Annotated in this window: 14 protein-coding genes; 9 read left to right on the top strand and 5 right to left on the bottom strand. The window is 41.7% G+C overall.

Annotated elements, in window-relative coordinates; all coding sequences use genetic code 11:
* The first annotated feature begins 543 nt into the window (after positions 1 to 543).
* On the top strand, positions 544 to 2,898 hold the full coding sequence (locus ACN1CD_RS20800) for a mechanosensitive ion channel family protein (RefSeq protein ID WP_419132336.1): 2,355 nt from the start codon (positions 544 to 546) through the stop codon (positions 2,896 to 2,898).
* A gap of 99 nt (positions 2,899 to 2,997) precedes the next feature.
* Positions 2,998 to 3,528, top strand: a complete 531-nt coding sequence (cysC, locus tag ACN1CD_RS20795) for an adenylyl-sulfate kinase (RefSeq protein ID WP_419132335.1) — start codon at positions 2,998 to 3,000, stop codon at positions 3,526 to 3,528.
* Between the two features lie 100 nt (positions 3,529 to 3,628).
* Here the strand turns inward: cysC and ACN1CD_RS20790 are convergent, their stop codons facing one another.
* Positions 3,629 to 4,135 (bottom strand): hypothetical protein, encoded by a 507-nt coding sequence (locus ACN1CD_RS20790; RefSeq protein WP_419132334.1) that lies wholly within the window; start codon positions 4,133 to 4,135, stop codon positions 3,629 to 3,631.
* Between the two features lie 114 nt (positions 4,136 to 4,249).
* Between ACN1CD_RS20790 and ACN1CD_RS20785 the strand changes: the two genes are divergently transcribed.
* The 5 genes from ACN1CD_RS20785 (at position 4,250) to ACN1CD_RS20765 (ending at position 9,050) form a co-directional block, all read left to right on the top strand.
* A complete protein-coding gene (locus ACN1CD_RS20785; RefSeq protein ID WP_419132333.1) occupies positions 4,250 to 4,936 on the top strand; it encodes an aspartyl/asparaginyl beta-hydroxylase domain-containing protein in 687 nt (228 codons plus the stop codon).
* The gene (locus tag ACN1CD_RS20780; protein ID WP_419132332.1) at positions 4,936 to 5,889 is read left to right on the top strand and encodes a hypothetical protein; all 954 of its coding nucleotides are present in this window, start codon (positions 4,936 to 4,938) and stop codon (positions 5,887 to 5,889) included. Before ACN1CD_RS20785 ends, ACN1CD_RS20780 begins: the two co-directional genes overlap by 1 nt.
* 282 nt (positions 5,890 to 6,171) lie before the next feature.
* On the top strand, positions 6,172 to 7,122 hold the full coding sequence (locus ACN1CD_RS20775) for a methionyl-tRNA formyltransferase (RefSeq protein ID WP_419132331.1): 951 nt from the start codon (positions 6,172 to 6,174) through the stop codon (positions 7,120 to 7,122).
* A 49-nt stretch (positions 7,123 to 7,171) separates the two neighbouring features.
* A complete protein-coding gene (locus ACN1CD_RS20770; protein ID WP_419132330.1) occupies positions 7,172 to 7,801 on the top strand; it encodes a phage tail protein in 630 nt (209 codons plus the stop codon).
* A gap of 85 nt (positions 7,802 to 7,886) precedes the next feature.
* Positions 7,887 to 9,050 carry an ABC transporter substrate-binding protein gene (locus ACN1CD_RS20765; RefSeq protein ID WP_419132329.1) on the top strand — a complete coding sequence of 388 codons (1,164 nt, stop codon included), beginning with the start codon at positions 7,887 to 7,889 and terminating at the stop codon, positions 9,048 to 9,050.
* On the opposite strand, the gene ACN1CD_RS20760 is transcribed toward ACN1CD_RS20765, so the two are convergent.
* Positions 9,047 to 10,096 carry a hypothetical protein gene (locus ACN1CD_RS20760; protein WP_419132328.1) on the bottom strand — a complete coding sequence of 350 codons (1,050 nt, stop codon included), beginning with the start codon at positions 10,094 to 10,096 and terminating at the stop codon, positions 9,047 to 9,049. The two genes, ACN1CD_RS20765 and ACN1CD_RS20760, sit on opposite strands and share 4 nt — an antisense overlap.
* 82 nt (positions 10,097 to 10,178) lie before the next feature.
* Between ACN1CD_RS20760 and ACN1CD_RS20755 the strand changes: the two genes are divergently transcribed.
* The gene (locus ACN1CD_RS20755; protein ID WP_419132327.1) at positions 10,179 to 18,692 is read left to right on the top strand and encodes an MBG domain-containing protein; all 8,514 of its coding nucleotides are present in this window, start codon (positions 10,179 to 10,181) and stop codon (positions 18,690 to 18,692) included.
* A gap of 14 nt (positions 18,693 to 18,706) precedes the next feature.
* On the top strand, positions 18,707 to 19,567 hold the full coding sequence (locus ACN1CD_RS20750) for a PorP/SprF family type IX secretion system membrane protein (protein ID WP_419132326.1): 861 nt from the start codon (positions 18,707 to 18,709) through the stop codon (positions 19,565 to 19,567).
* 304 nt (positions 19,568 to 19,871) lie between these two features.
* Here ACN1CD_RS20750 and nhaA read toward each other — a convergent pair whose 3' ends face one another.
* The 3 genes from nhaA to ACN1CD_RS20735 form a co-directional block, all read right to left on the bottom strand.
* Positions 19,872 to 21,032 (bottom strand): Na+/H+ antiporter NhaA, encoded by a 1,161-nt coding sequence (gene nhaA / locus ACN1CD_RS20745; protein WP_419132325.1) that lies wholly within the window; start codon positions 21,030 to 21,032, stop codon positions 19,872 to 19,874.
* 118 nt (positions 21,033 to 21,150) lie between these two features.
* On the bottom strand, positions 21,151 to 23,607 hold the full coding sequence (locus ACN1CD_RS20740; RefSeq protein WP_419132324.1) for a mechanosensitive ion channel domain-containing protein: 2,457 nt from the start codon (positions 23,605 to 23,607) through the stop codon (positions 21,151 to 21,153).
* Positions 23,608 to 23,794: 187 nt separating this feature from the next.
* Positions 23,795 to 24,628, bottom strand: a complete 834-nt coding sequence (locus ACN1CD_RS20735) for a hypothetical protein (protein ID WP_419132323.1) — start codon at positions 24,626 to 24,628, stop codon at positions 23,795 to 23,797.
* Positions 24,629 to 25,000: the final 372 nt, after the last annotated feature.

Here is a 25,000-nt window from a genome sequence, read left to right as displayed (position 1 = left end):
AGTGGTTTAATTTTGAATAATTGAATGTTTGTGATCTAATTTTGGGAAATCCCTTTTGCAACGAATCGTCCTCCTGAACTTGATTCAGGACCTTACCTCTATAGGTGCTGAATTAAATTTACTGCGTAGCTTTCCGCTGCGCTACAGGTCAGCATGACGAATCGGTTAGCACATCCCTCGGGAAATCCCTTTTGCGACTAATCGTCTTCCTGAACTTGATTCAGTGTATTACCTGGATAGTTGCTGAACTAAATTTACTGCGTAGCTTTTCGCTGCGCTACAGGTCAGAATGACGAATCGGTTAGCACATCCCTCGAGAAATCCCTTTTGCGACTAATCGTCCTCCTAAACTTGATTCAGTGTCTTAACTAGATAGGTGCTGAACTAAATACCATCGACGTAATTTCTTAAATAGCTAAAAATCAATTAATAAAAAAAAGTGTAATATATCAAAATGCGAATCCCATCGTTTATAAACCAATTGTATTCGCTATTTTTGCCGGCTATGTTGCTAAGCAACAGGTTCCCCACTTTTAAATTTCAATGATAACAAAAAAAACTTTTTCCATCGCGGTTAGCAGCCTCGCTTTACTACTTACCATTTTCTTTTCGGGTAATGCATTTGCACAAAAAGACAAGCATCTGGAGAATCAGGATGTGTCTATTCTTTCTGATTCTGCTACTTTGACTAAAGGCGATTATCTGATGCATTTGGAAAAAGTATTTGAAGCCATAAACAAAGTTCCGGTAACCGTAGGCTCGTTTAAAAAGCTGAAGTCTATGGATGCGCACCTCACCCAGGATGAAGCTGCACTCGCGCTTTTAAAAAGCAGACTTACACAATCAGACCGGAATTTGAATCTTCATAATTTGCAAATGAACGAGACGCTGCTGGAAGAGTTGCAAAGTAACAATAGAGATTGTTTGATGGATCTTGATGAATATGAAAAAGAGTTAAGGGCATTGAAAACCCAGATTCTTAATCTGCGTAAAGATACTGTACTCATAAAAGTATTTACCCAGCCCGCCATGCGGATTATGTTTAAAGATCAGTTTGCTGAACTGAAGAAGAAACGGGTAATTACAGATAGTTTAATCAAAAGTGCAACTGCATCCATCAATACGCTTCATGCCAGAACATCATCTAACCTGATCAATATTAAGGAGCTGATGTACCTTACGGATAGTCAGCTTGATGCGGTAAGCATAAAAGCCTTTGGAAAAGAGCGCCGGTACCTTTGGGAATCAGTTAATGTGCGGGCTAATAAAAGTGTTGGTTTTCGCAAATTTATCAGGGGGGAACAAGAAATATCGGGTTATTATTTTGTGTATACCAGGAGTAGCCGAATGGTGCTGCTTTTTGTCTGTACCCTATTTTTCCTCTGGGTATTTTTCAATTTCCAAAGTGTAAAACAGCGCGGTCGTTTAGAAACGCTTGATGATTTTACACTGATTAGTCCGCAGCCGTATTTAATTACTTTTATTATGATTTTTTCCCTGGCACCGATTTTCGACCTCAGGGCACCTGCACTTTATATAGAAGGAGTACAGGTGGTACTGGCCATTTTGCTCTCGGTATATTTACGGAAAAAACTAGGTTCAAAATTATTTTACTATTGGTGTATCTTTGTGGTACTTCTTCTGGCACCAGTTTTCTTGCGCCTTTTAGGTATGCCGCCCAGGTATCAACGCTGGCTTCTTTTATTTTTGAGTTTAAGTTCTGTAGCTTACGGTATAATGGTATGGAAAATGCTCGATGAAAAAGTGAAAAAGTATAGAATGATCCTTGTTACGGGTTTTGTTTATACTGCATTTGCCATCGTGGCAACATTCTGTAATTTATTCGGTCGCTTTACTCTTGCACAGATTTTTTATTCAACTGGTGTGAGCTCACTATTAAATGCCATTTCGTTAACCATTATGGCGAAAGTATTGGTAGAAGCTTTTCTACTGCAGATGAAAAGTAGCAGAATCAGAAAAGGTTATCCAGAATATTTCGAATGGCAACCTGTAATTTCTGGCCTTAAAAAACTTACCGGGATTGGTGCTACCGTAATCTGGTTTGTGATTTTTACTACTAACCTGAATGTTTTTAACGGGCTTTACGAATCGGTAATGGAAGTGCTTACACAAAAAAGAACCATTGGGAGCTTCTCCTTTACTTTTGGGGGGATTGTATTGTTTCTGGGGATTGTATGGGTGGCCAACTTTTTACAAAAATATATTGCTTATTTTTTCGGCGATACCGGAGATGATACCTTTGATGATAATAAAGGGGAACGATCCAAGTTACTGGTTACCAGATTGGTATTGCTTATTGGTGGCTTTTTAATCGCTGTTGCAGCTTCCGGACTTCCTATTGATAAAATTACTGTCATCCTTGGTGCGCTGGGTGTTGGGATTGGGCTTGGTTTGCAGAACATTGTGAGCAATTTTGTTTCAGGGATCATCCTTATTTTTGATAAGACCATTCGAATTGGCGACATTGTTGAGCTTAGCAATAAGAAAGGCAGGGTGAAGGAGATTGGTGTTCGGGCCAGTACTTTGCTTAGTGATGAAGGTGCCGAGATTATTATCCCTAATGGCTCAATTTTATCAAACAACATCATCAACTGGACGCTGAGCAACAACCAAATGCGTGTGGATATTACATTATCGGTAGCCAAACCATTTAATTCTACTGAAGTGGTGAGTCTGATCAGGGAAATTATTATAGAAAACAGTAATGTATTTGTGAGCAAGGAACCTATCATTTTGATTAGCCCTGTGAGTAAGCTGAACAGCAACATTAACATTTACTTTTGGTGTAAAGATATTTCTAAAGCTGATCTCACGAGAAGCATCATCAATGCCCAGATATTTGAAACGTTTGAAGAGAAGGAAATTGAGATTTTGTAGGTGAAGGATTTACGTTTCAATAAGGGCCTGGTCGATTGATCTTTACTATTTTTAAATAAAATTATGAGTTTTAATTATCTTTATTGAAATTAATAATTAATGCTCTTATTACAAATCACCGGCCTGTCTGGCGTTGGTAAAACCACACTAGCACAATGGGTTAGTCACCAATTAATAGAACTGGGTCATTCCTGTATCGTAATAGATGGGGATACTTATCGAAAAACCCTCTGTAAAGACCTCGGTTTTTCTCATGCCGACCGATTGGAAAATATCAGGCGTTTAGGCGCCGTAGGTTACGAACATGCTCAAAAAGGTACCATTGCCATTATTGCGGCGATTAATCCTTTTGAGGCCGCCCGGCAGGAACTCAAATCGCTTTACAACGTCAAAACAGTGTGGATTGATTGCCAAATGAATACGCTCATTGAAAGGGATACAAAGGGACTTTACCGGAAGGCATTACTTCCGCAAGGCCACCCTGATAAAATAATGAACCTCACAGGTGTTAACGATGTTTATGAAAGGCCTGTTAATGCAGATTTATATATTAATACAGATCTTTTAACAACTGATGCTGCAGGAACTTTGCTGTTAAATTTTATTCTTTCAGCGGTTTCACAAGCTTAAACACTTTATAAATTCCTAAGCGAAAAACCATACCAGTTTCAGCAGGTTGTGGTGTAAGGTAATGAAGAGGTTTGTATGTAGCTTCTTAGTTTTTATTGACTTAGTGACCAGGCCTTTGCGTACAAAGCCATTTTTGCATTTCGGGATAAGGTTTTACACCTAATATTTGAGCTTGTTGGTCATCATAAGCCATTCCCAGCCATTGCAAAAGAGGTAATCCAATAAACATTGACCTTTCGAAATTTTCGATTATAGACTGGGAAGCATCTTTATAACCATCCTTGTGGAATACCACTGTCGCATCAATATTTAGCTGAATGCAAGCTGCGTAAGACCATGCGATGGCCATTATTTCACCACCCATATGCAAGTCATTACTGGGTAGATTGTCGCTCATTTCTTTTCTCATATTGGGCGGCATACACGCCAGATGCCCAGCCTCATGCAAAATATCTCCAGGGTAAAGTAATTTTTCCGTATCGATAATTAGGGTTCCTGTTTTTAGCTTAAGCCCTTGCAGAAATGTCTCTTCCGTTATAGGCGCTAAGCTGTATTCAATACCGATATCGTCCAGAAAAGATAATATAAGGTTGGTATAATGTTTCATATTAATTGATCTTAAACTTTAATCTATTATGGTAAGCAGGCATAAAGTTATAAAACCGGATTTAAATTTGCAGGTTAATAAACAATTCTTAATATTACAAAAAAAACGCTCACATTGACCAGATACATTAAGTTTAACCAAAAATACAATGCTCAGCTTCTTAAAAATGAGCTTGCGATAGCGATGTCATTAAACTGGCAAGAACATTTTAACAGAAAGGACTATAATGGAAGCTGGCAGAGCATTTCCTTACAATCTGCGAGTGGCAAGGAAGACGATATTCTGGCCAATTACGGTGTAGATGGTTACCAGGAAACAGCCTTGTTGAAAAAACTTCCTTATATTAAATCTATACTTGATTCCTGGCATTGCCCAAAAGAATCTATCAGGCTATTGGCTTTGCACCCTGGCGCAGAAATTAAGCCTCATCGCGATCGGGGTTGTAATTACGTTAATGGTGCATGCAGAATACATATTCCGATCCAAACGAATGCCGATGTTCAGTTTCAGGTAGCGGATGAATACCTGGTGCTTAATGAAGGCAGCAGCTGGTATATTGATTTTGATGAAACCCATGCTATCATTAACCGTGGACAATCGGTAAGAGTTCATTTGGTCATCGATTGTCTCCGTAACTCCTGGACTGATGCGCTTTTTCTTGCTCATGGTTATGATATGGAAGCAGAACAGCAAAGTCAGGAGATGGATAAAGAAACTGCTTTAAAGGTTATTGCTGAATTAGAGCGTTTGAATACTCCAGCATCAGCACAGCTGATTGAAAACCTGAAAAAGAATATTTGATGGAAGAATTACATAACTGGATTCCTTATAAACTGGAAAACCAAAATGATACCTGGCAAGTACGTTGGATGGATCTTGCTGAACGGCATATTGCTGAGCCATTTTTTGATGAAACCATTAAGATTTGTTTATCCAGGATGCGCAACAGATCTTTTTACACTCCTCTGAGCAATCCGGAATTCGTTGTAGAAGCAGCTTCCAAATTAAACGGAATAGCACCTGCCGCCTTTATATTTCATGTATCACGCTGTGGCTCTACACTTTTGACGCAGGCCCTATCAACTGATATTAGTAATATTGTTTATGCGGAGGCTCCGCTACTGGATGAAATTTTAAGAGCGTCTTACCAAGATAAAAAAATAACAGCAGTAGAAACCGAAAGATGGTTTAAAGCTGTAATACAAATGATGGGGCAGCAGCGAAAAAGCCAATACCAACATTTATTCATAAAATTAGATAGCTGGCACATTCATTTTTACCCTTTATTACGGAAATGGTTTCCGGATACTCCATTTTATTTCCTCACAAGAAAACCTGATGCAGTTATTCTTTCCCATCATAAAAGACGGGGATTGCATAGTATCCCCGGAATGATTGAAACTGATTTGCTAAAAGTTAAATTAGATGACCGACATTATCGAGATTTTAATTTTTTTACTGCTCAGGTCCTTGAAAACTATTACCAGTCGATTCATAATTTAGTAATTGCTCATCATTCGCTCGATCATTTTTACGATTATAGTTGGGGAATGGATAATCTCTTTGCACATTTTTTCAGTTCCATAGGCAAGGAAAATGCTCATGAAGCAGAAATGCACAAAAGATTAAGCTTTCATAGTAAATATCCTGATCAACCTTTTGGTAATGAAATTAATATTGATTTGCCTATTTACGATGGTGCTAACTCAGCTTATCAGGATTTAATTGTTACCCTCTTACGGAAAAGGGACTAAATTTTAGATTAAGGTTTATCCAGCTGAAGATGAGTGAAATGATCCATTTAATAGCTGTGTATGCCTTATTACTGCGGAGTAGTCTTTAATATATTACATTTTTATAACCTCATTTTTTATTTTCTACGTCACCGCACATCGAAAAGATTGATAGGTATTTACTACCTGTTTAATCCTAAATTTTAGGTATTAACTACTGATAAATAAGTATTTTAAAATAAGTTGTTGAAGTTGTGAAATAAATTGATATTTTTACGTTACCCTAAATAATCTCTCAAATCAGTGAAAATAATCATCCTCTCGAATCATATTGCGGCATTGCCCGCTATTGTTCATTTTCACAATAAGGGCAGTTTACAATGTGTTGCTACCTCTTATAGGCCATCAATTGAAAATCCAATTAAAAATTTCTGTGATTCGAATGGTATTAATTGTCTTATCATAAATAATGATCTGTCGTTTTCGGATCAATTAACCGACCTTATTGCAACTACAGGATCTGAGTTGGGAATAGTTTTTGGTTTTTCAAAAAAGCTACCGGATTCTCTTCTACAAATCCCACAGTTTAATTTCTTCAATATACACTTTAGTTTACTACCTGCCTACCGCGGTCCTGCACCATTATTTTGGCAGATTAAGAGGGGCGAAACTTCTACAGGAATCACCATTCATAAAATGGATGATAGTTTTGATGGTGGTCCAATACTATTTCAGGAGCGAGTTCAGCTTTTTTCTGAAGAAAGTTTTGGTGCGCTAAATAGCAAACTCAGCCTGTTGGCCGTAAGTGTTATCGAAAAAGCATTAGAGAAATTTAGTAATAACGTAAATGACCTTGTTGAACAGGATGAAATCTCCTCTTTTTCTTTTCCAGCTGTAAAACGGGATGATTTACTAATTGACTGGGAAAACCAGACCGCTGCAGAAATCATGAACCTTGTAAATGCCTGTAATCCTGCTTTCGGTGGGGCAATTACTTTTTTAAACGGGCAAGAACTGGCAATAGTAGAGGTTTCACCAGCAATACTTAATGATGTAAGTGACTTTGAACCTGGTACAATAGTACATGCTGATGGTAACTATGGCTTATTTGTGGCCTGTAAGTACAATAGCTTTCTGCGCATTAATATTTTACAAAATAGCGAAGCAATTTTATCAGGCTATAAACTAATCGCCTTAGGTGTAAAGGCTGGAGCGCGTTTTCAAAATAGTATACAACAAGAGGCAGTGTTTTAATCAAATTAAACAACATATAATTTATTTTAACCTTTAAACTATTAAAATTATGGATGATTACTTAGGTATGGTAAGAATGTTTGCTGGGACTTTTGTGCCTAGAACGTTTATGAGCTGTAATGGTCAGCTTCTTTCAGTTAATTCGAATACAGCACTTTTTGCAATACTTGGTACTACCTTTGGCGGTAACGGACAAACTACCTTTGGTTTACCTAACCTAGCTGGTAGAGGTGTTGTTGGTACTGGGGCTACAAACTTTGGTGCTGGAACTTACGTAATTGGGCAGTCTGCTGGTACAATAACAACTACGCTAACAATTCCAAATTTGCCTGCACATAATCATGCAGCTGTATTTACTGGTGGAGGATCTAGTGTTACCATTCCTGCGCCAACTATTAAAGCATCAAGTGCTGTAGGTACTGCTGCTGCACCATCTACAGCAGCCAATACTTTAGGGCAGTTAGTGGTTCCACGTTCTACAGGTGTTGCCCTTTACAATAATTCGGCTCCAGATACTGATTTAAATGTTGGTGGCGTATCTTCAAGTGCTAGTCTTACACCAAACGGTACTGTAACTGTTGGTGTAACAGGTTCGAATACGCCAATTAGTATTGTTAACCCTTACGTAGCATTAACTATGCTGATAGTGGTACAAGGATTATATCCAAGCAGAAACTAATAAATGAATAAAATGGCCATTCGGTATTCGCCGGAGGCCATTCTCTTTAAATTATATACAAATACATTTTATAGCGCTCCCATATATGTTATCCCCGGTAAAAATCGGTTTTATAACCACTTATTCTTCTATTTATACCGAGCATGCAAATAATATTGTAAATGGTTTGTTTGCGGGTCTTTGCAAAGATATTTATACGCAAAAGGATTATCAATTTATACCAGAATATGTAGGGCAGGGCAGAGAAGCGGATGTTAAGCAGGCTGTACAAAAACTGCTTAATTTTCATAATGTAGATATCGTAATGGGGTATATCAGTTATAAGGTTATTCCCGAACTGATACCATTATTTGAAAGCCGGCAAAAACTTGCTTTCTTTTTTGATATGGGCGAATATTTGCCATCTATAACTTATACAAGTCCCTATATTTTTCACAGCAGTTACCAGTTATGGCAAAGTGAATATGCACTTGGTTATTGGGCACACAAAAATTTTGGGGATAAGGGTGCTGTGATTATGCCTCCTTATGATGGAGGTTACCACCTGGCATCGAGTTTTAGACGTGGTGCCGTAGCAGCCGGGTCTGAATTGATGGATTTTCATATCCTTTCCTTTAATCAAAATGATCCGCATACATTACGTATGGAGGTTTTGCTCAATAATATCGAAAACGAACCACCATCTTATCTGCATGCTTTGTTTTCTGGCCCACAGGCCACAGAATTCATTAAGGCCTTTTACGAAAGAGGCCTGGATCAGAAAGTGCCGCTTTTACTTTCGGAGCCAATGTGCTTTCCGGATATATTAAAAAATATAAACGGTTACCCCATGTCTTTTTATTCTTGTTCGCAATGGACAAGGGAGATGGCAGGCGAACTTAACCAAAGTTTTGTGAGCATCGTTGAGGGGCAAACTGGCCGTCAGGCAGATGTTTTCTCCCTATTAGGGTTTGAGGCTGGCATGACACTTAAAGAAATGGAACCAGCCATGCAACGCCGCGATTGGAAAAAAGTAATGGAACATTTACAAACGGATAAAAAGAGAGGTCCGCGAGGTGAGATTAACTTTTATCCAAAATCTGGTTTTTTATTACCAGATGTAGATATCGTAAAAATGAATGTTTCGGGTACCAAAACCAATACTGTTGTAGTTGGGCAAGGTAAACGCTTAACATTTGACGATATTAATTTTAGGGAAATTCATGAAGAAAGTGTTAGTGGATGGCAAAACCCGTATATGTGCATTTAACTACACACAATACGGGGATCGTTATCCATTTTATAATAAAAGGTTAAACCAGAATGAAGAATCTGATCATTTAAAGGCGTCAGATAGTCTTTCTCGGTTAAAATAGACTGGTCTTCTAGTAGAACAATATCTTTATAAACCTGTACTTCGGTAATGAGGAGCAACGCGGAATATTCCGCTTTAAAATTTTGTGGATCAATCGTTTTTAGAAAAATAGGATCCGAATTCGTTCTTTCAAATTTTGTTACAGTATGCTTGTTAATGGCAATCAGATTGGTAACTTTTTCACGGACTTTAGCATTATGTGCTTTGGTTTCGAGGTCAAGGTAATATTCAAAAGCGTGATTTTTTTCTTCCCCCCATTTTGATTGATAGAGGTCAACCCTTATTTCTTCAGGAATAAGGCCCCCATTAGGTTTCAAAAACTGTTGAAGGTGATTGAAAATGGCTACCTGTGGTTCTTTGCGCAAGGCTTTGTCCATGGTTTCGGATATAATGATATCATAAAGTTCATTGTTAGCCGGTACAAAAAGGGTTGCATCTGCTTTGATAAAACCATTAAAATAAGCTTGCAGCTTGAATGCATTAATCAGTTTACTTACCGCATCTAATGATGACTGGTGAATATCCAGTAAGGTGATCTGAATCTGATCTGCAGAGAATACAGTAGTTAGTGGCAATACTAGTGAGGCATAAGGCCCGGTTCCGGCATATAAAATCTGTAAAGGTTTTTGATGCCCCTGATCGATTTTTTCATCTATCAGTTTTTTAATACCGAGGGTGAATTTATAAGAACGCAGGTAATCAAGAAAACAGTATGCCGCCATATATGGATTTACGCGGGTGCCGTTCTCGCTCTGTTCTTCAAAAAATTCTTCCTCAACTGATGGTGCAAGTACACCTTCGATATGGGTAATTGTTGAATAGAGATCATGCAGCTGGTTGATGGTATCAACCAGTTCGGGAGTAGGAATTGCTCCTGTTAATTTCTTTGAAAGTAATTCAAATGCCGTTTGATGATTCAATGTTTCTGTTGAGACTGACATGGTGTTAATTTTAGATATAGTGCAATAATAAAAAAATTATCCCCAATTATTTGGGATAAATGTATATGATAAAGTGTTAAATATGATGAGAAAATTTTACTTATTAATTTGTTTAATGATTGTTCAATTGGTGGCCTATGGGCAGACCAAAACACTCGATTTTGCTAATGTATCAGGTGATCCCGTTAATGGAACGAAATTGGGAACAACATCTTTCACGCAGACTACTGCGGCTCAAGAAAGTTGGACATTTACAATGGCAGCTAATAGCCCAGGTTTTTGGACATATAATGATCAGACGCTTTGGCTTCAATCGGGAGACCCAACACCTACGGCAACTGGTAATGCCAAAACATCCATAAAGCGAGCTGATGGTCAGAATTTTAATTTTAATACGATTAATTTTGTCACTTTTAGCCAGGATCAGTATATAAGGATCGAAGGTAAAAAATCGGGGACGGTAAAGTATACTCAAAACGTTTATCTGGATAATGCAAATACCCCATACTCATATAATTTTACAGGGTGGAGCGATGTTGATGAAGTACTATTGACGATTACCACAAATGCTCAATTTCCAAATAATACTAGTGCTGCCGATTTCTATGTGGGCGTAACAAGCTTTACTTATGATCCTTCTCCAAAGATAATTACAAATGCGCCAACACCTGTAGGTGGTACCACTGCAACCTTTAATGGGAATTTGGTGAGTTCAGGTTTTTCTACAATAACAGAGAAAGGCTTTGTTTACTCTACAACTCTTAACCCCACTACAACTAACACCAAAAGAATAGTTGCCGGAGCAACATTAGGCGCATATTCATACAATGAAACAACACTATCAATTTCTACAACGTACCACGTAAGAGCTTATGCAATAAATAGTATTGGTACTGCTTATGGAGTGGATCAGCAATTTACCACTTTAGCACCACCAACGGTAACGGCTTTGAGCCCAACCAGCGGCCCGGCCGGTGGAGGCACTAGCGTGACCATTACTGGCACCAGCTTTACAGGGGCGACCGCGGTGACCTTTGGCGCTACGGCGGCTACAGGCTTTACTGTTAACTCGGCAACACAGATCACAGCGACCGCACCGGCAGGAACAGGCACCGTTGATGTACGCATCACTACAACAGGAGGTACCAGCGCGACCAGCGCCAGCGACCAGTTTACCTATATCGCCGCACCAACGGTAACGTCTTTGAGCCCAACCGCTGGCCCGACCAGCGGAGGCACTAGCGTGACCATTACCGGCACCAACTTCACAGGGACGACCGCAGTGACCTTTGGTGCTACGGCGGCTACAGGCTTTACCGTTAACTCGGCAACACAGATCACAGCGACCGCACCGGCAGGAACAGGCACCGTTGATGTCCGCATCACTACAGCAGGGGGCACCAGTGCGACCAGTGCCAGCGACCAGTTTACCTATGTCGCAAGACCGACGGTAACGGCTTTGAGCCCAACCGCTGGCCCGACCGGCGGAGGCACTAGCGTGACCATTACCGGCACCAGCTTTACAGGGGCTACGGCGGTGACCTTTGGCGCTACGGCGGCTACGGGCTTTACCGTTAACTCGGCAACACAGATCACGGCGACCGCACCGGCAGGAACAGGCACCGTTGATGTCCGCATCACTACAACAGGGGGCACCAGCGCGACCAGTGCCAGCGACCAGTTTACCTATATCGCCGCACCAACGGTAACGGCTTTGAGCCCAACCGGCGGCCCGACCGGTGGAGGCACTAGCCTGACCATTACCGGCACCAACTTCACCGGGGCTACGGCGGTGACCTTTGGCGCTACGGCGGCTACAGGCTTCACTGTTAACTCGGCAACACAGATCACGGCGACCGCATCGGCAGGAACAGGCACCGTTGATGTCCGCATCACTACAACAGGCGGTACCAGTGCGACCAGTGCCAGCGACCAGTTTACCTATGTCGCAAGACCAACGGTAACGGCTTTGAACCCAACCAGCGGCCCGGCCGCTGGAGGCACTAGCGTGACCATTACCGGCACCAACTTCAGCGGGGCGACAGCTGTGACCTTTGGCGCTACGGCGGCTACAGGCTTTACCGTTAACTCGGCAACACAGATCACGGCTACCGCACCAGCAGGAACAGGCACCGTTGATGTCCGGATCACTACAACAGGGGGCACCAGTGCGACCAGTGCCAGCGACCAGTTTACCTATGTCGCAAGACCAACGGTAACGGCTTTGAGCCCAATCAGTGGCCCGACCGGTGGAGGCACTAGCGTGACCATTACTGGCACCAGCTTCACCGGGGCTACGGCGGTGACCTTTGGTGCTACGGCGGCTACAGGCTTCACCGTTAACTCGGCAACACAGATCACGGCGACCGCACCGGCAGGAACAGGCACCGTTGATGTCCGCATCACTACAACAGGGGGCACCAGCGCGACCAGTGCCAGCGACCAGTTTACCTACATTCAGCCATCTCAAATTACCGCTTCAGCCGGGACTTTTCCATCAGCGTTAAGCACAACCTATGGGACTGCATCAACATCAACCAGTGTAACCGTATCGGGTACAGGTTTATCTGCAGGTATTACGGCTACTCCATCTTCAACAAGCAATTTTGAGGTGAGTGCTGACAATGTGAGCTACAGTTCTTCTGTTACTATAGGAAGTTCCGGAACAGTATCTGGAACCGTATATGTCAGGCTAAAAGCAAATGCACCAGCTGGTACGAATATTACAGGAAACGTGGTGTTAACCAGTAGCGGTGCAAACAGTCCAACAGTGAGCATACCATCAAGTACAGTTGCTAAAGCAACACTAACATATACAGCGAATACTTCATCTAAAGTTTATGGTGATGCTGTTCCAACTTTATCCGGATCAGTAACAGGCTTTGTGAATGCAGAAAATCTGGCAACAGCTACAACCGGTAACATTACCTGGTCAACAACCGCCACAGCAACTTCGCCTGTAGGTTCATATGCAATCACTGGAGCAGGATTAATTGCTGTTAACTATGATTTTGTACAGGCTACGTCGAATGCTACAGCATTAACGATCGGTGCGAAAACGGTTACGGTAACGGCAGCTGCGAAAAGCAAAACCTATGGTGATGCTGATCCTGCACTGACGTATACCTTTGCTCCGGCATTGGTGGGTACGGATACCTTCACGGGAAGTTTGACCCGTTCACCTGGCGAAAACGTGGGGACTTATGCGATTAACCAGGGTACACTTGCATTGAACGGTAACTATACTTTAACTTACATCAGTGCTGATTTAACGATTGGTGCGAAAACAGTAACGGTAACGGCCGCTGCGAAAAGGAAAACCTATGGTGATGCTGATCCTGCACTGACTTATACCTTTGCTCCGGCATTAACCGGAACAGATACCTTCACAGGAAGTTTGACCCGATCACCTGGCGAAAACGTGGGAACTTATGCGATCAACCAGGGTACACTTGCATTGAACGGCAACTATACTTTAACTTACATCAGTGCTGATTTAACGATTGGTGCGAAAACAGTAACGGTAACTGCGGCAGCGAAAAGCAAAACCTATGGCGATGCTGATCCTGCACTGACTTATACCTTTGCTCCGGCATTAACCGGAACAGATACCTTCACGGGAAGTTTGACCAGATCACCTGGTGAAAACGTAGGTACATATTCAATCAACCAGGGTACACTTGCATTGAACGGCAACTATACTTTAACTTACATCAGTGCTGATTTAACGATTGGTGCGAAAACAGTAACGGTAACGGCGGCAGCGAAAAGCAAAACCTATGGCGATGCTGATCCTGCACTGACTTATACCTTTGCTCCGGCATTAACCGGAACAGATACCTTCACGGGAAGTTTGACCAGATCACCTGGTGAAAACGTAGTTACATATTCAATCAACCAGGGTACACTTGCATTGAACGGCAACTATACTTTAACTTACATCAGTGCTGATTTAACGATTGGTGCGAAAACAGTAACGGTAACGGCAGCTGCGAAAAGCAAAACCTATGGCGATGCTGATCCTGCACTGACTTATACCTTTGCTCCGGCATTAACTGGAACAGATACTTTCACAGGAAGCTTGACCAGATCACCTGGTGAAAACGTAGGTACTTACGCAATCAACCAGGGCACACTTGCATTGAACGGTAACTATACCTTAACCTATATCAGTGCTGATTTAACGATTGGTGCAAAAACGGTAACGGTAACAGCAGCAGCGAAAAGCAAAACCTATGGCGATGCAGATCCTGCACTGACCTATACCTTTGCTCCGGCATTAGTTGGAACAGATACCTTCACCGGAAGTTTAACTAGATTACCAGGCGAAAACGTGGGTACTTATGCGATTAACCAGGGTACACTTGCGCTAAATGGCAACTATACTTTAACTTACATCAGTGCTGATTTAACGATCGGTGCGAAAACGGTTACAGTAACGGCTGCTGCGAAAAGCAAAACTTACGGTGATGCTGATCCTGCACTGACTTATACCTTTGCTCCGGCATTAACCGGAACAGATACCTTCACGGGAAGCTTGACCCGTTCACCTGGCGAAAACGTAGGTACGTATTCAATCAACCAGGGCACACTTGCACTAAATGGCAACTATACTTTAACTTACATCAGTGCTGATTTAACGATTGGTGCGAAAACGGTTACGGTAACCGCAGCTGCGAAAAGCAAAACTTACGGTGATGCTGATCCTGCACTGACTTATACCTTTGCTCCAGCGTTAGTTGGAACAGATACTTTCACAGGATCATTAACCCGTTCACCTGGTGAAAATGTAGGTACGTATGCCATTAACCAGGGTACATTGGCTTTAAACGGTAACTATACTTTAACTTATATTGGTGCTGATTTAACGATTGGTGCGAAAACGCTTACGGTAACCGCAGCTGCCAAAAGCAAAACTTACGGTGATGCAGATCCTGCACTGACTTATACCTTTGCTCCGGCATTAACCGGAACAGATACCTTCACGGGCAGTTTAACCAGATCACCTGGCGAAAACGTGGGAAATTATGCGATCAACCAGGGTACACTTGCCTTGAACGGCAACTATACTTTAACTTATATTGGTGCTGATTTAACGATTGGTGCGAAAACAGTAACGGTAACAGCGGCAGCAAAAAGCAAAACTTATGGTGATGCTGATCCTGCACTGACTTATAACTTTGCTCCGGCATTGGTGGGTACGGATACTTTCACGGGCAGTTTAACCAGATCACCTGGAGAAAACGTGGGTACTTATGCGATCAATCAAGGAACGTTGGCTTTAAACGGTAACTATACCTTAACCTATATCATTGCTGATTTAACGATCGGTGCAAAAACGGTTACGGTAACCGCTGCTGCGAAAAGCAAAACTTACGGTGATGCTGATCCTGCACTGACTTATACCTTTGCTCCGGCATTAGTTGGAACAGATACCTTCACGGGCAGTTTGACCAGATCACCTGGCGAAAACGTGGGTACTTATGCGATCAATCAAGGAACGTTGGCTTTAAACGGCAACTATACTTTAACCTATATCAGTGCTGATTTAACGATTGGTACGAAAACGCTTACGGTAACCGCAGCTGCGAAAAGCAAAACCTATGGCGATGCAGATCCGGCATTGACTTATACTTTCAGTCCGACGTTGCAAACTGGGGATACCTTCACCGGATCATTAACCAGATCACCTGGCGAAAACGTGGGAAATTATGCGATCAACCAGGGTACACTTGCACTCAACGGTAACTATACTTTAACTTATATCAGTGCTGATTTAACGATCGGTGCAAAAATCATCACGGTAACGGCTGCTGCAAAAAGCAAAACTTACGGTGATGCTGATCCTGCACTGACTTATACCTTTGCTCCGGCATTAACCGGAACAGATACCTTCACCGGAAGTTTGACCAGATCACCTGGTGAAAACGTAGGTACATATTCAATCAACCAGGGTACGCTTGCACTAAACGGCAACTATACTTTAACTTACATCAGTGCTGATTTAACGATTGGTGCAAAAACGGTTACGGTAACGGCTGCTGCGAAAAGCAAAACCTATGGCGATGCTGATCCTGCACTGACTTATACCTTTGCTCCGGCATTAACCGGAACAGATACCTTTACCGGAAGCTTGACCAGATCACCTGGTGAAAACGTGGGAACTTATGCGATCAACCAGGGTACACTTGCACTCAACGGTAACTATACCTTAACCTACATCAGTGCTGATTTAACGATCGGTGCTAAAACAGTTACGGTAACGGCTGCTGCAAAAAGCAAAACCTATGGCGATGCTGATCCGGCATTGACTTATACTTTCAGTCCGACGTTGCAAACTGGGGATACCTTCACCGGATCATTAACCAGATCACCTGGCGAAAACGTAGGTACGTATGCCATCAACCAGGGTACACTTGCATTAAATAGTAATTACAGTTTAACTTACATCAGTGCTGATTTAGCGATCAGTGCGAAAACAGTAACGGTAACGGCTGCTGCGAAAAACAAAACCTATGGTGATGCTGACCCTGCACTAACCTATACATTTGCTCCGGCATTAGTGGGTACAGATACTTTCACCGGAAGTTTGACCCGATTACCTGGCGAAAACGTGGGCACTTATGCAATCAACCAGGGCACACTTGCCTTGAACGGCAACTATACTTTAACTTACATCAGTGCTGATTTAACGATCGGAGCGAAAACAGTTACGGTAACGGCAGCAGGTAAAAGCAAAACTTACGGTGATGCAGATCCGGCACTGACTTATACCTTTGCTCCGGCATTAACTGGAACAGATACCTTCACGGGAAGTTTAACACGATCACCTGGCGAAAACGTGGGAACTTATGCGATCAACCAGGGTACACTGGCACTAAACGGCAACTATACCTTAACCTATATCAGTGCTGATTTAACGATTGGGGCAAAAGCCATCACGGTAACGGCTGCTGCAAAAAGCAAAACTTATGGTGATGCTGATCCTGCACTGACTTATACCTTTGCTCCGGCATTAACCGGAACAGATACCTTCAGCGGAAGTTTGACCAGATCACCTGGTGAAAACGTGGGAACTTATGCGATCAACCAGGGCACACTTGCATTGAACGGCAACTATACTTTAACTTATGTTGGTGCTGATTTAACGATCGGTGCGAAAACGGTGACGGTAACCGCAGCTGCGAAAAGTAAAACTTATGGCGATGCTGATCCTGCACTGACTTATACTTTCAGTCCGGCTTTGCAAACTGGCGATAGCTTCAGCGGAAGCCTAACCAGAGCAGTTGGCGAAAATGTAGGTACTTATGCCATCAACAGAGGAACACTAGCTTTAGGCAGCAATTACGCTTTAACTTATGTAAGTGCTGATCTAACGATTGGAGTGAAAACCATCACCGTAACTGCAGCAGCGAAAAGCAAAACATTTGGTGAAGCTGATCCTGCACTTACTTATACCTTTAGCACGACACTGCAGACAGGTGATACTTTTACCGGATCGCTCAACAGGCTGCCAGGTGAGGCCGTAGGAACATATGCGATTACTCAGGGAACATTGGCGTTAAATGGTAATTACAGGTTAAACTTCACCGGAGCTAACTTAACAATTACTTCGAAAGTGATTACGATAACTGCTGTCGCGAAAAGTAAAACCTATGGTGATACCGATCCGGCCTTAACTTATACATTTAGTCCGGCGTTGCCAACTGGTAGTACTTTCACAGGTTCACTAATCAGGGTTGCAGGTGAGAATGCGGGTACTTATGCCATTAATCAAGGTACCTTAACGCTAACTGGTAACTACACCATAAATTATGTTGGTGCTGACCTGACTATCACTAAAGCTGTTCTTACTGTTTCGGCTAATAATGCTTCTATGTGTCAGTCTGATGGTTTACCTAATTTCGGTGTTACTTATAGCGGCTTTAAAGCAGGTGATACTGAAAATTCACTCAGCACAAAACCTACGGTGGGTACTACTGCAAACAGAAATGTTGCAGGCACTTACTCACTGGTTCCTTCAAATGGTGTATCGGGCAATTACACTTTTGTTTATGTAAATGGTTCATTAGTGATTAATGCACTTCCACAGGTTAATATCCTAAGCAATAACGGCACGACTATTAGTAAAGGGGAAACCGCAATACTCACTGCGAGTGGGGGTACATCGTATAGCTGGTCTACAGCCAGTGGCATTATCAGTGGACAGAATACCGCTACACTTACCGTACGGCCTGCACAAACTACTGTTTATACCGTTCGGGTTACCAATGCAAGTGGATGCAGTCGCGTAGAATCGATCACTATTCAAGTGGCCGAAGATTATAAAATTGTAGCCAATAACATCTTAACGCCAAATGGTGATGGTGTAAATGATACCTGGATTGTAAAAAACATAGATATGTATCCAGGCAATGAAGTACGGATATTTGACCGTAATGGCAGGGAGATGTATAGTAAAAAAAGCTATGATAATAGCTGGGATGGAACCCTCCGAGGCATTCCGCTCGCTGAAGGTACTTATTATTATATTATTACTTACGGACCAGACAAACTGGTTCAAAAAGGTTTTATTACGATTATCAGAAACCGTTAAGAAAAATGAAAACGATGAAAACTAAAATATTGATATTGGCTGCTCTCTTAGGGGTTTCGAAAGTAAAAGCGCAAACTAATCCCTTATTAAATCAATACTTCAATAATACTTATCTCGCTAACCCGGCAATGGCCGGGTTAAAGGAAGGCGCAACCGTCGATCTGGCTTTTCGTTCACAATGGAATGACATTCCTGGTGCACCTGTTATTCAGAATCTTACTACTACCTACGGATGGGAAAGGGTAGGTGTTGGATTAAACATGAGCATAGATAAGGCAGGTTTGCAAAGACAAACCCGGATTTTGGCCAGTTATGCTTATCACCTTCCGCTGAGTTCTGCTGCTAAGCTACATTTTGGCTTATCGGCAGGTTTTATGAATCAGCGCGTAGATATGCAGGATCTTATCGGAAATCCGAATGATGGACAAATTGGTGCATATAATACAGACCATAGGACCTATTTTGATGGTGATTTTGGAATTGGATTGACTTCTAATAGTTTTAATGTAGATTTTGCCTTGGTCAACCTGAAAAACTATTTTAAAAAGGACAATTTTAAGCTGATTAATACGCCGGTGGTTTATGCTTCAGCAGGCTATCTATTCAATCTGGGTGAAAACGTATTTCAACCGAAAGTGGCCTACCGTTCTTTTACAGAGATATCCGACATTGTTGATGTTGGCGGGCAGTTTGGTGTTGCTAACCAACAGGTACTGTTTACCGCGATGTACCATACCAGTAAAGCCGCAAGTTTTGGGGTGGGTTTACATTATCGGAATAAATACATGATCAATACAGGTTATACCACACAAACAGGTTCTTTAAGTGGCTATACCGCCGGGAGTTTTGAAATTAACCTGGGGATAAAATTGTAGTAACTATTAACTTATTGTAGTTTATAGAAAAGAAAACGGACACCTTTGCAGTGTCCGTTTTTTAGTATCAGGAAACTACATTCTAAATTAATTTATTTTGTTGAGCTTGTCTAAACATCGTTTATATAAGTTCTTCGACAGGCTACCAATGACAGGCATTTTATCCGTCATTGGATGAATACTTAGTACGTAGCTATATTCATCCGATGACGGATAGTTTGAGTAATTAAAGTTAAGTTACAAATTGTCATCCCTACTCCTTTGTTTTTTTCTAAAAACTCTCCTCTCAGGATGCTATCTCGAATTATAATACAGCCCTCCTGGAATATCTCAAGAACACAAAGCCAACACCTCCTGCAATAATAGATGCCGTTAATATCGCAAACTTCGCCTCAGAAATATGCAGGGCATCCTTAAACGAAAGCAGTGAAATGAATATCGACATGGTAAAGCCAATGCCTGCCAGCATGCCAAGTCCTAAAATGTGTTTCCAGCCCGCATGAGTGGGTAAGTCTGCCCACTTCAATTTTACTGCTAACCAGCTAAAGAGCGTTACCCCAATGGTTTTTCCAGCGAATAAACCAACCACAATCCCCAAACCGAGTGGTGATACCAAACCTGAAATCATTTCTTTCTGGAACGTAATATTGGTATTGGCAAGTGCGAAGACAGGCATAATAACATAATTTACCGGAACGGTTAAGAAGTGTTCCAGTTTTTCTAAAGGTGATAAAACATCCGTTTCATTTGTTGGAATGGTAAAGGCCAGCAGCACGCCTGCTATGGTGGCATGGATGCCCGAATGGTGAATGAAATACCAAAGGAAAATGCCAGGAATTAAATAATATACGAGTTTTTTCACGCCAAAATAGTTCATCAGCGCCAACAAGGCTAAGATTCCGCCTGCCATGAGGAAGTATTCGGTATGAATTTGATTGGTGTAAAATATTGCAATCACGAGGATGGCACCTAAATCATCAACAATGGCTAAAGCCGCTAGAAAGATCTTTAAACTTGCCGGTACATTTTTACCCAACATCGCAATAATGGCCAATGCAAAAGCAATGTCTGTCGCCATCGGGATTCCCCATCCACTGGCTGTTTCCGTTCCTTTATTAAATAGGAAATAAATTAACGCAGGTACAAGCATGCCACCCATGGCTGCAATTACCGGAAGGGCGGCACTTTTTATGGAGGATAATTCGCCCTCTACCAGCTCCCGTTTGATTTCTAAGCCAACAAGCAGGAAAAAGATGGCCATTAAAGCATCATTGATCCAGGCTAAAATGCTGTAGTTTACTTTTCCAAAACCTAGTTTTGTTGCTAACAATGCTTCGAAGCTTTCTTTTGAAGATGAATTTGCAATGATTAATGAAATTGCTACGCAGATTAAAAGAAAAAATCCACCTACCTGACCCGACCTGAAGAATTTCTTGAATACTGCTACATTGATGATTTTTGCCATTGTTGTAAAAATAGGGAAAAGCAATTAAAAAATTCCTGGTTTAAAACAATCAGTTGTACTGCCTTGCCAGGAAAAGGGGTTTGGCAGGGCATGTTTGGTATTGGCCGCTTCACCATGTTTACTGTTTATCAATTCTATTGATCGTGATGTCTTGATGTGGGAAAGGGATTTTAATTCCTTTTGCCCGAAATGCGGCATCAATTGCTTCAATCAGATCACTTTTGGTTTTTGATCCATCTTTATAATGCTTGTTCCAAAACAAGATTTTAATATCTATTGAACTTTCGCCAAATTTTTCAAAATGAACAACTGGTGCCGGATTTTTCATGATGTCTGATTCTTCCTCCAATACCGACATCAGCACTTCTTTTGTCTCCTTAAGATTGGAATCATAGGAGATACCAATGGAAATGAACAATCTGCGCTTATTGCCACTGAGCGACCAGTTTACGAGGTGAGAATTCAGTATGTCGCCATTGGGCATGATTACATCTGCGCCTTCCCACGTGGAAATTACACTACTCCTGAATCCAATAGATTTCATGGTGCCGCTCTGGCCATCAATTTCAATGATATCGCCCACATTAACCGGTTTTTCAAAAGCAAGGATCAGCCCGCTCACCAGGTTGTTTACCAGTGCCTGTAAGCCAAAACCTATACCTACGCCCAAGGCGCCCAATACAATGGTTATCCTATCCATCGGGATGCCAGCTGCAGCTACAGCGAGGAAAAGGCCTAGGCTTAAAATCGCTATGCGAATTAACAATAACCAGCTCCCTACACTTTGTAGCGCACTTCTGTTTTTTTCATCCTGTTGAGCATGTTTATCTGATGCAAAGAAGGAAACGATTTTCGAAGTGATCACCGAAATGCCCATGATCAGTATAAACAAGAGTAAACTGTTGATGCTGAAAGTATAATCGCCAATGGTTCGTTCCATCGCAAAGAAATCTCTAATTGGTGCCGAAGCGTATTCGAAACCGGCGAAGTTTCTACCGAAAAGGATTATCCAGCCAAAGATCATGAGCAAATAAAAACCTAGTGGTGCTTTCTTGCCCACCTTCTCAAAATTGAGGTAAAAGAGTTTTGGATCCTGCCTGGTGTAAACATTAAAGGCCAGGAATAATCCCTCGTTAATTAATCTAATCGACCATAAAAAAAGAATGGCGACCACCACATTCAGGTATCCACTGATTAACAGTGCTTTTGAAAGGTTGTACCGGCCGTATATATTGGTAAAGACTGAGGCGATTTCCAGAAATATCATTAAACCAATCGCAATCAAGATCAGTTTTTCTCTTAATTCTTCTTTTTTTCCTTTGAGTAAAATGATTGCGCCCGCTACGCTTCCTGTTACAGATAACGCAAGCATCAGCCAGCGCTCGATGCGCGAAGCCTGCAGAATGAGGTTATCGGCAGCAGAGAAAAAGAATAGCGAAACCATTAAGATCCAGACATTCATCCAGTATTTGGTAATAAAACCCCTGAACATCAGCGTTAAGCTGAGCGCACTTATTATCCAAAAAATAAAGTTGAGTATAAATGGGGGAGAGAAGAATATAAACTGAAATACGCTAATTACGATCAGTAAGGCCGAACAAAGTGGGTACTTTAAAACGAGCTGTCCTTCATATTGATGAGAAATGAGACCATGGTTAATGTAGATCTGCCTCAGCGAACGCAAGTAGATAAATGATGCTGATATGAGTATTATCAGTATAAAAATCTTTCCGCTATTGTTCTGCAGGTAGAATAACAAGTTTAGGATTCCCTTATTTCCAGCCTGCGAAAGGATATCTTTAAATGGCCGATGGAAGCCTACCTTTCCCCACAAGTTCTCAAAGTCTCTACTTAAGGTATTTTCTGCCACCTTGCGTTGTTCGTACTCAATCTCCTCCAAACTGCTGTGAATTTTAAAAGCCTGCATGTTCACCTGGTTTAACCTGCCCTGGATATTGAGCGCAGCCTTTTTCAATGCGCTGTCTATTGGTGTTACCTCGTAGGCTAAGACCACAATTTGCTGAAGATATTTGGATAAGGTAATGGAGTCTGTAGGGAATTTAAAAAGTTCCGGGCGACTCAACAGAGAATCGAGTTCATACCGGTACTGGTTCAGCTGACTTTGGTCCCTATCAAGTTTTGATTTTCTGACATTGGTTTTATTGAGTAGTTCTGTCAGGATTTTAGCCGTAGTGGTTAAATTCCGAAAGGTTTGTGCTGTTCCCTTGTGGGTGATCACTCCGTCACCAGCAGTAAGAAAGTGTTTTTCTATGGTTGCCAGCTGGGTCTTTATTTCTACAGTATCTAATCCTGTTTTCAGGAAAATTTTAGATTTCTGCATGGTCCTTTTAACTTCCTCAAAGATTTTGTTCTGTGCAATTGCTGCTTTATCACTGGCAAACTCATCCTTGCTTTTTTTAGCAGATGCTTTCGCAAATAGTTGCATTTTAGAAACAAAATCTGTTTTTGTATTGCCTGTATCGGGATTTGAAGCGTCTGTTGCCTGACTGAAGGCCTGTTTGCCTGGCATCAGGCAGAATAAAAATATCAGGAAAGAGAGTTGCCGGGTGCTCATGCTGTTTCGGAAGTCTATCGGGAGTGAAATCTGCTAATAATTAGCGATATTGACGTTGTTCTATTCTAATCTTTAAATCAACATGCCATTTTATTGGATCAACCTATAAGGTTAATCCTGCCAAAGGAATGACATTTGATCTGCTATTGGATCTGTGTTTTGATCGATGAAAAGGTGATGTATGCTGCTATTTACGGTATAGGGGGCATCTTTTTAATAGGTATTCTAATGGACCGATATAAGACCCATCGGTGTTTGATAAGAAAGCTTTATGACTCTCGTTGTAAATACTGGCATTATTGTCCATGTAAATGTGCAGGCTCACACTCACGTCGTAACGCTGAACCGCATTGTTGTAGGTAGCGCTGGTACTTGATACCCCTTTTACCTTTTCAGCGTCATCGCGTTTCACTTTTGTATCTGCATTGGTGTTTGTAGAACTGGTTTGGTAGCCTTTTGCCTGAATAACAGAACCATCTATAATATATTCCACACCCAGGATATCACTTAGGTTTTTCATGGTGAAGCCCATCATTTTCTCGCGGGTTACGCCTGCCTGGATCAGGGCTGCATTTGTGGTTCTTGGATCAAGTATGGTATAACCTGCCGAATGGTTAGACAGGAAACCGAAAGCATCTTGCTGTGCCTTTAGTCCAACCAGTTCTGCACCTGGCTGATTGTCCATCAGGAAAGTAAAGGGCAGGATGGCAATTTTGTTGTGGTGATCTACCGGGGTGGCTGCCATGGCTACTGCATCCTTTTGCCTATCTCCTGCAGGCAGGGGCTTTGCAAAAACCTCCACTCTTCCACTGGAATGGGTAATCTTTAAAATTTCTGATTTCTTTAAAACATATTCCAGGGTTTCTCCTTCATAGGTGAAGGTAATATCATCAGGAGAAATTTTGGTGACTTTGCCTTTTAGCTCATCGCCATTTGTTTTCAGCACAATATCGGGTTTGGTTTGCGCATAAATGGCAAAGGAGAACATTGCCATCGTGATCATTAGGAAGATTTTTTTCATGGGTAGGGATTAAGTAGGGAGATGATTACATTTTATTTTTTGCTGTTGGAAAGGTATTTTATGCATGCACCGTTTTCTTTAAAATAGCGGGGCTAACTTGCTACAAGTAGTTGGTTACGTAATTATTGTCCGGTAGTTTAACGAAGCGCTCGTTGTTTAGATATAACTTTAAGAGAACTGCAGTGCAAACATTGTTTAGCGAAGGGATGAAGTAAACCGGGCTGCTACTGGTTTGTGCAAAGGCTTTTGGATCGAACATTTCGCAGGTGAGTAGCAGCGCGCAAAATTTAGTGATTGTTTTCATCGAGCGTAATGTTTTAATAAAAATAGGGAATTTCATCATTAATTTATAACCCAATGAGATGATTTAGC

Source organism: Pedobacter sp. N23S346 (genome assembly GCF_048515415.1).
GTDB lineage: Bacteria > Bacteroidota > Bacteroidia > Sphingobacteriales > Sphingobacteriaceae > Pedobacter.
The sequence above is the reverse complement of the archived record's forward strand: the minus strand, read 5'-3'. Positions and strand labels throughout refer to the sequence as shown.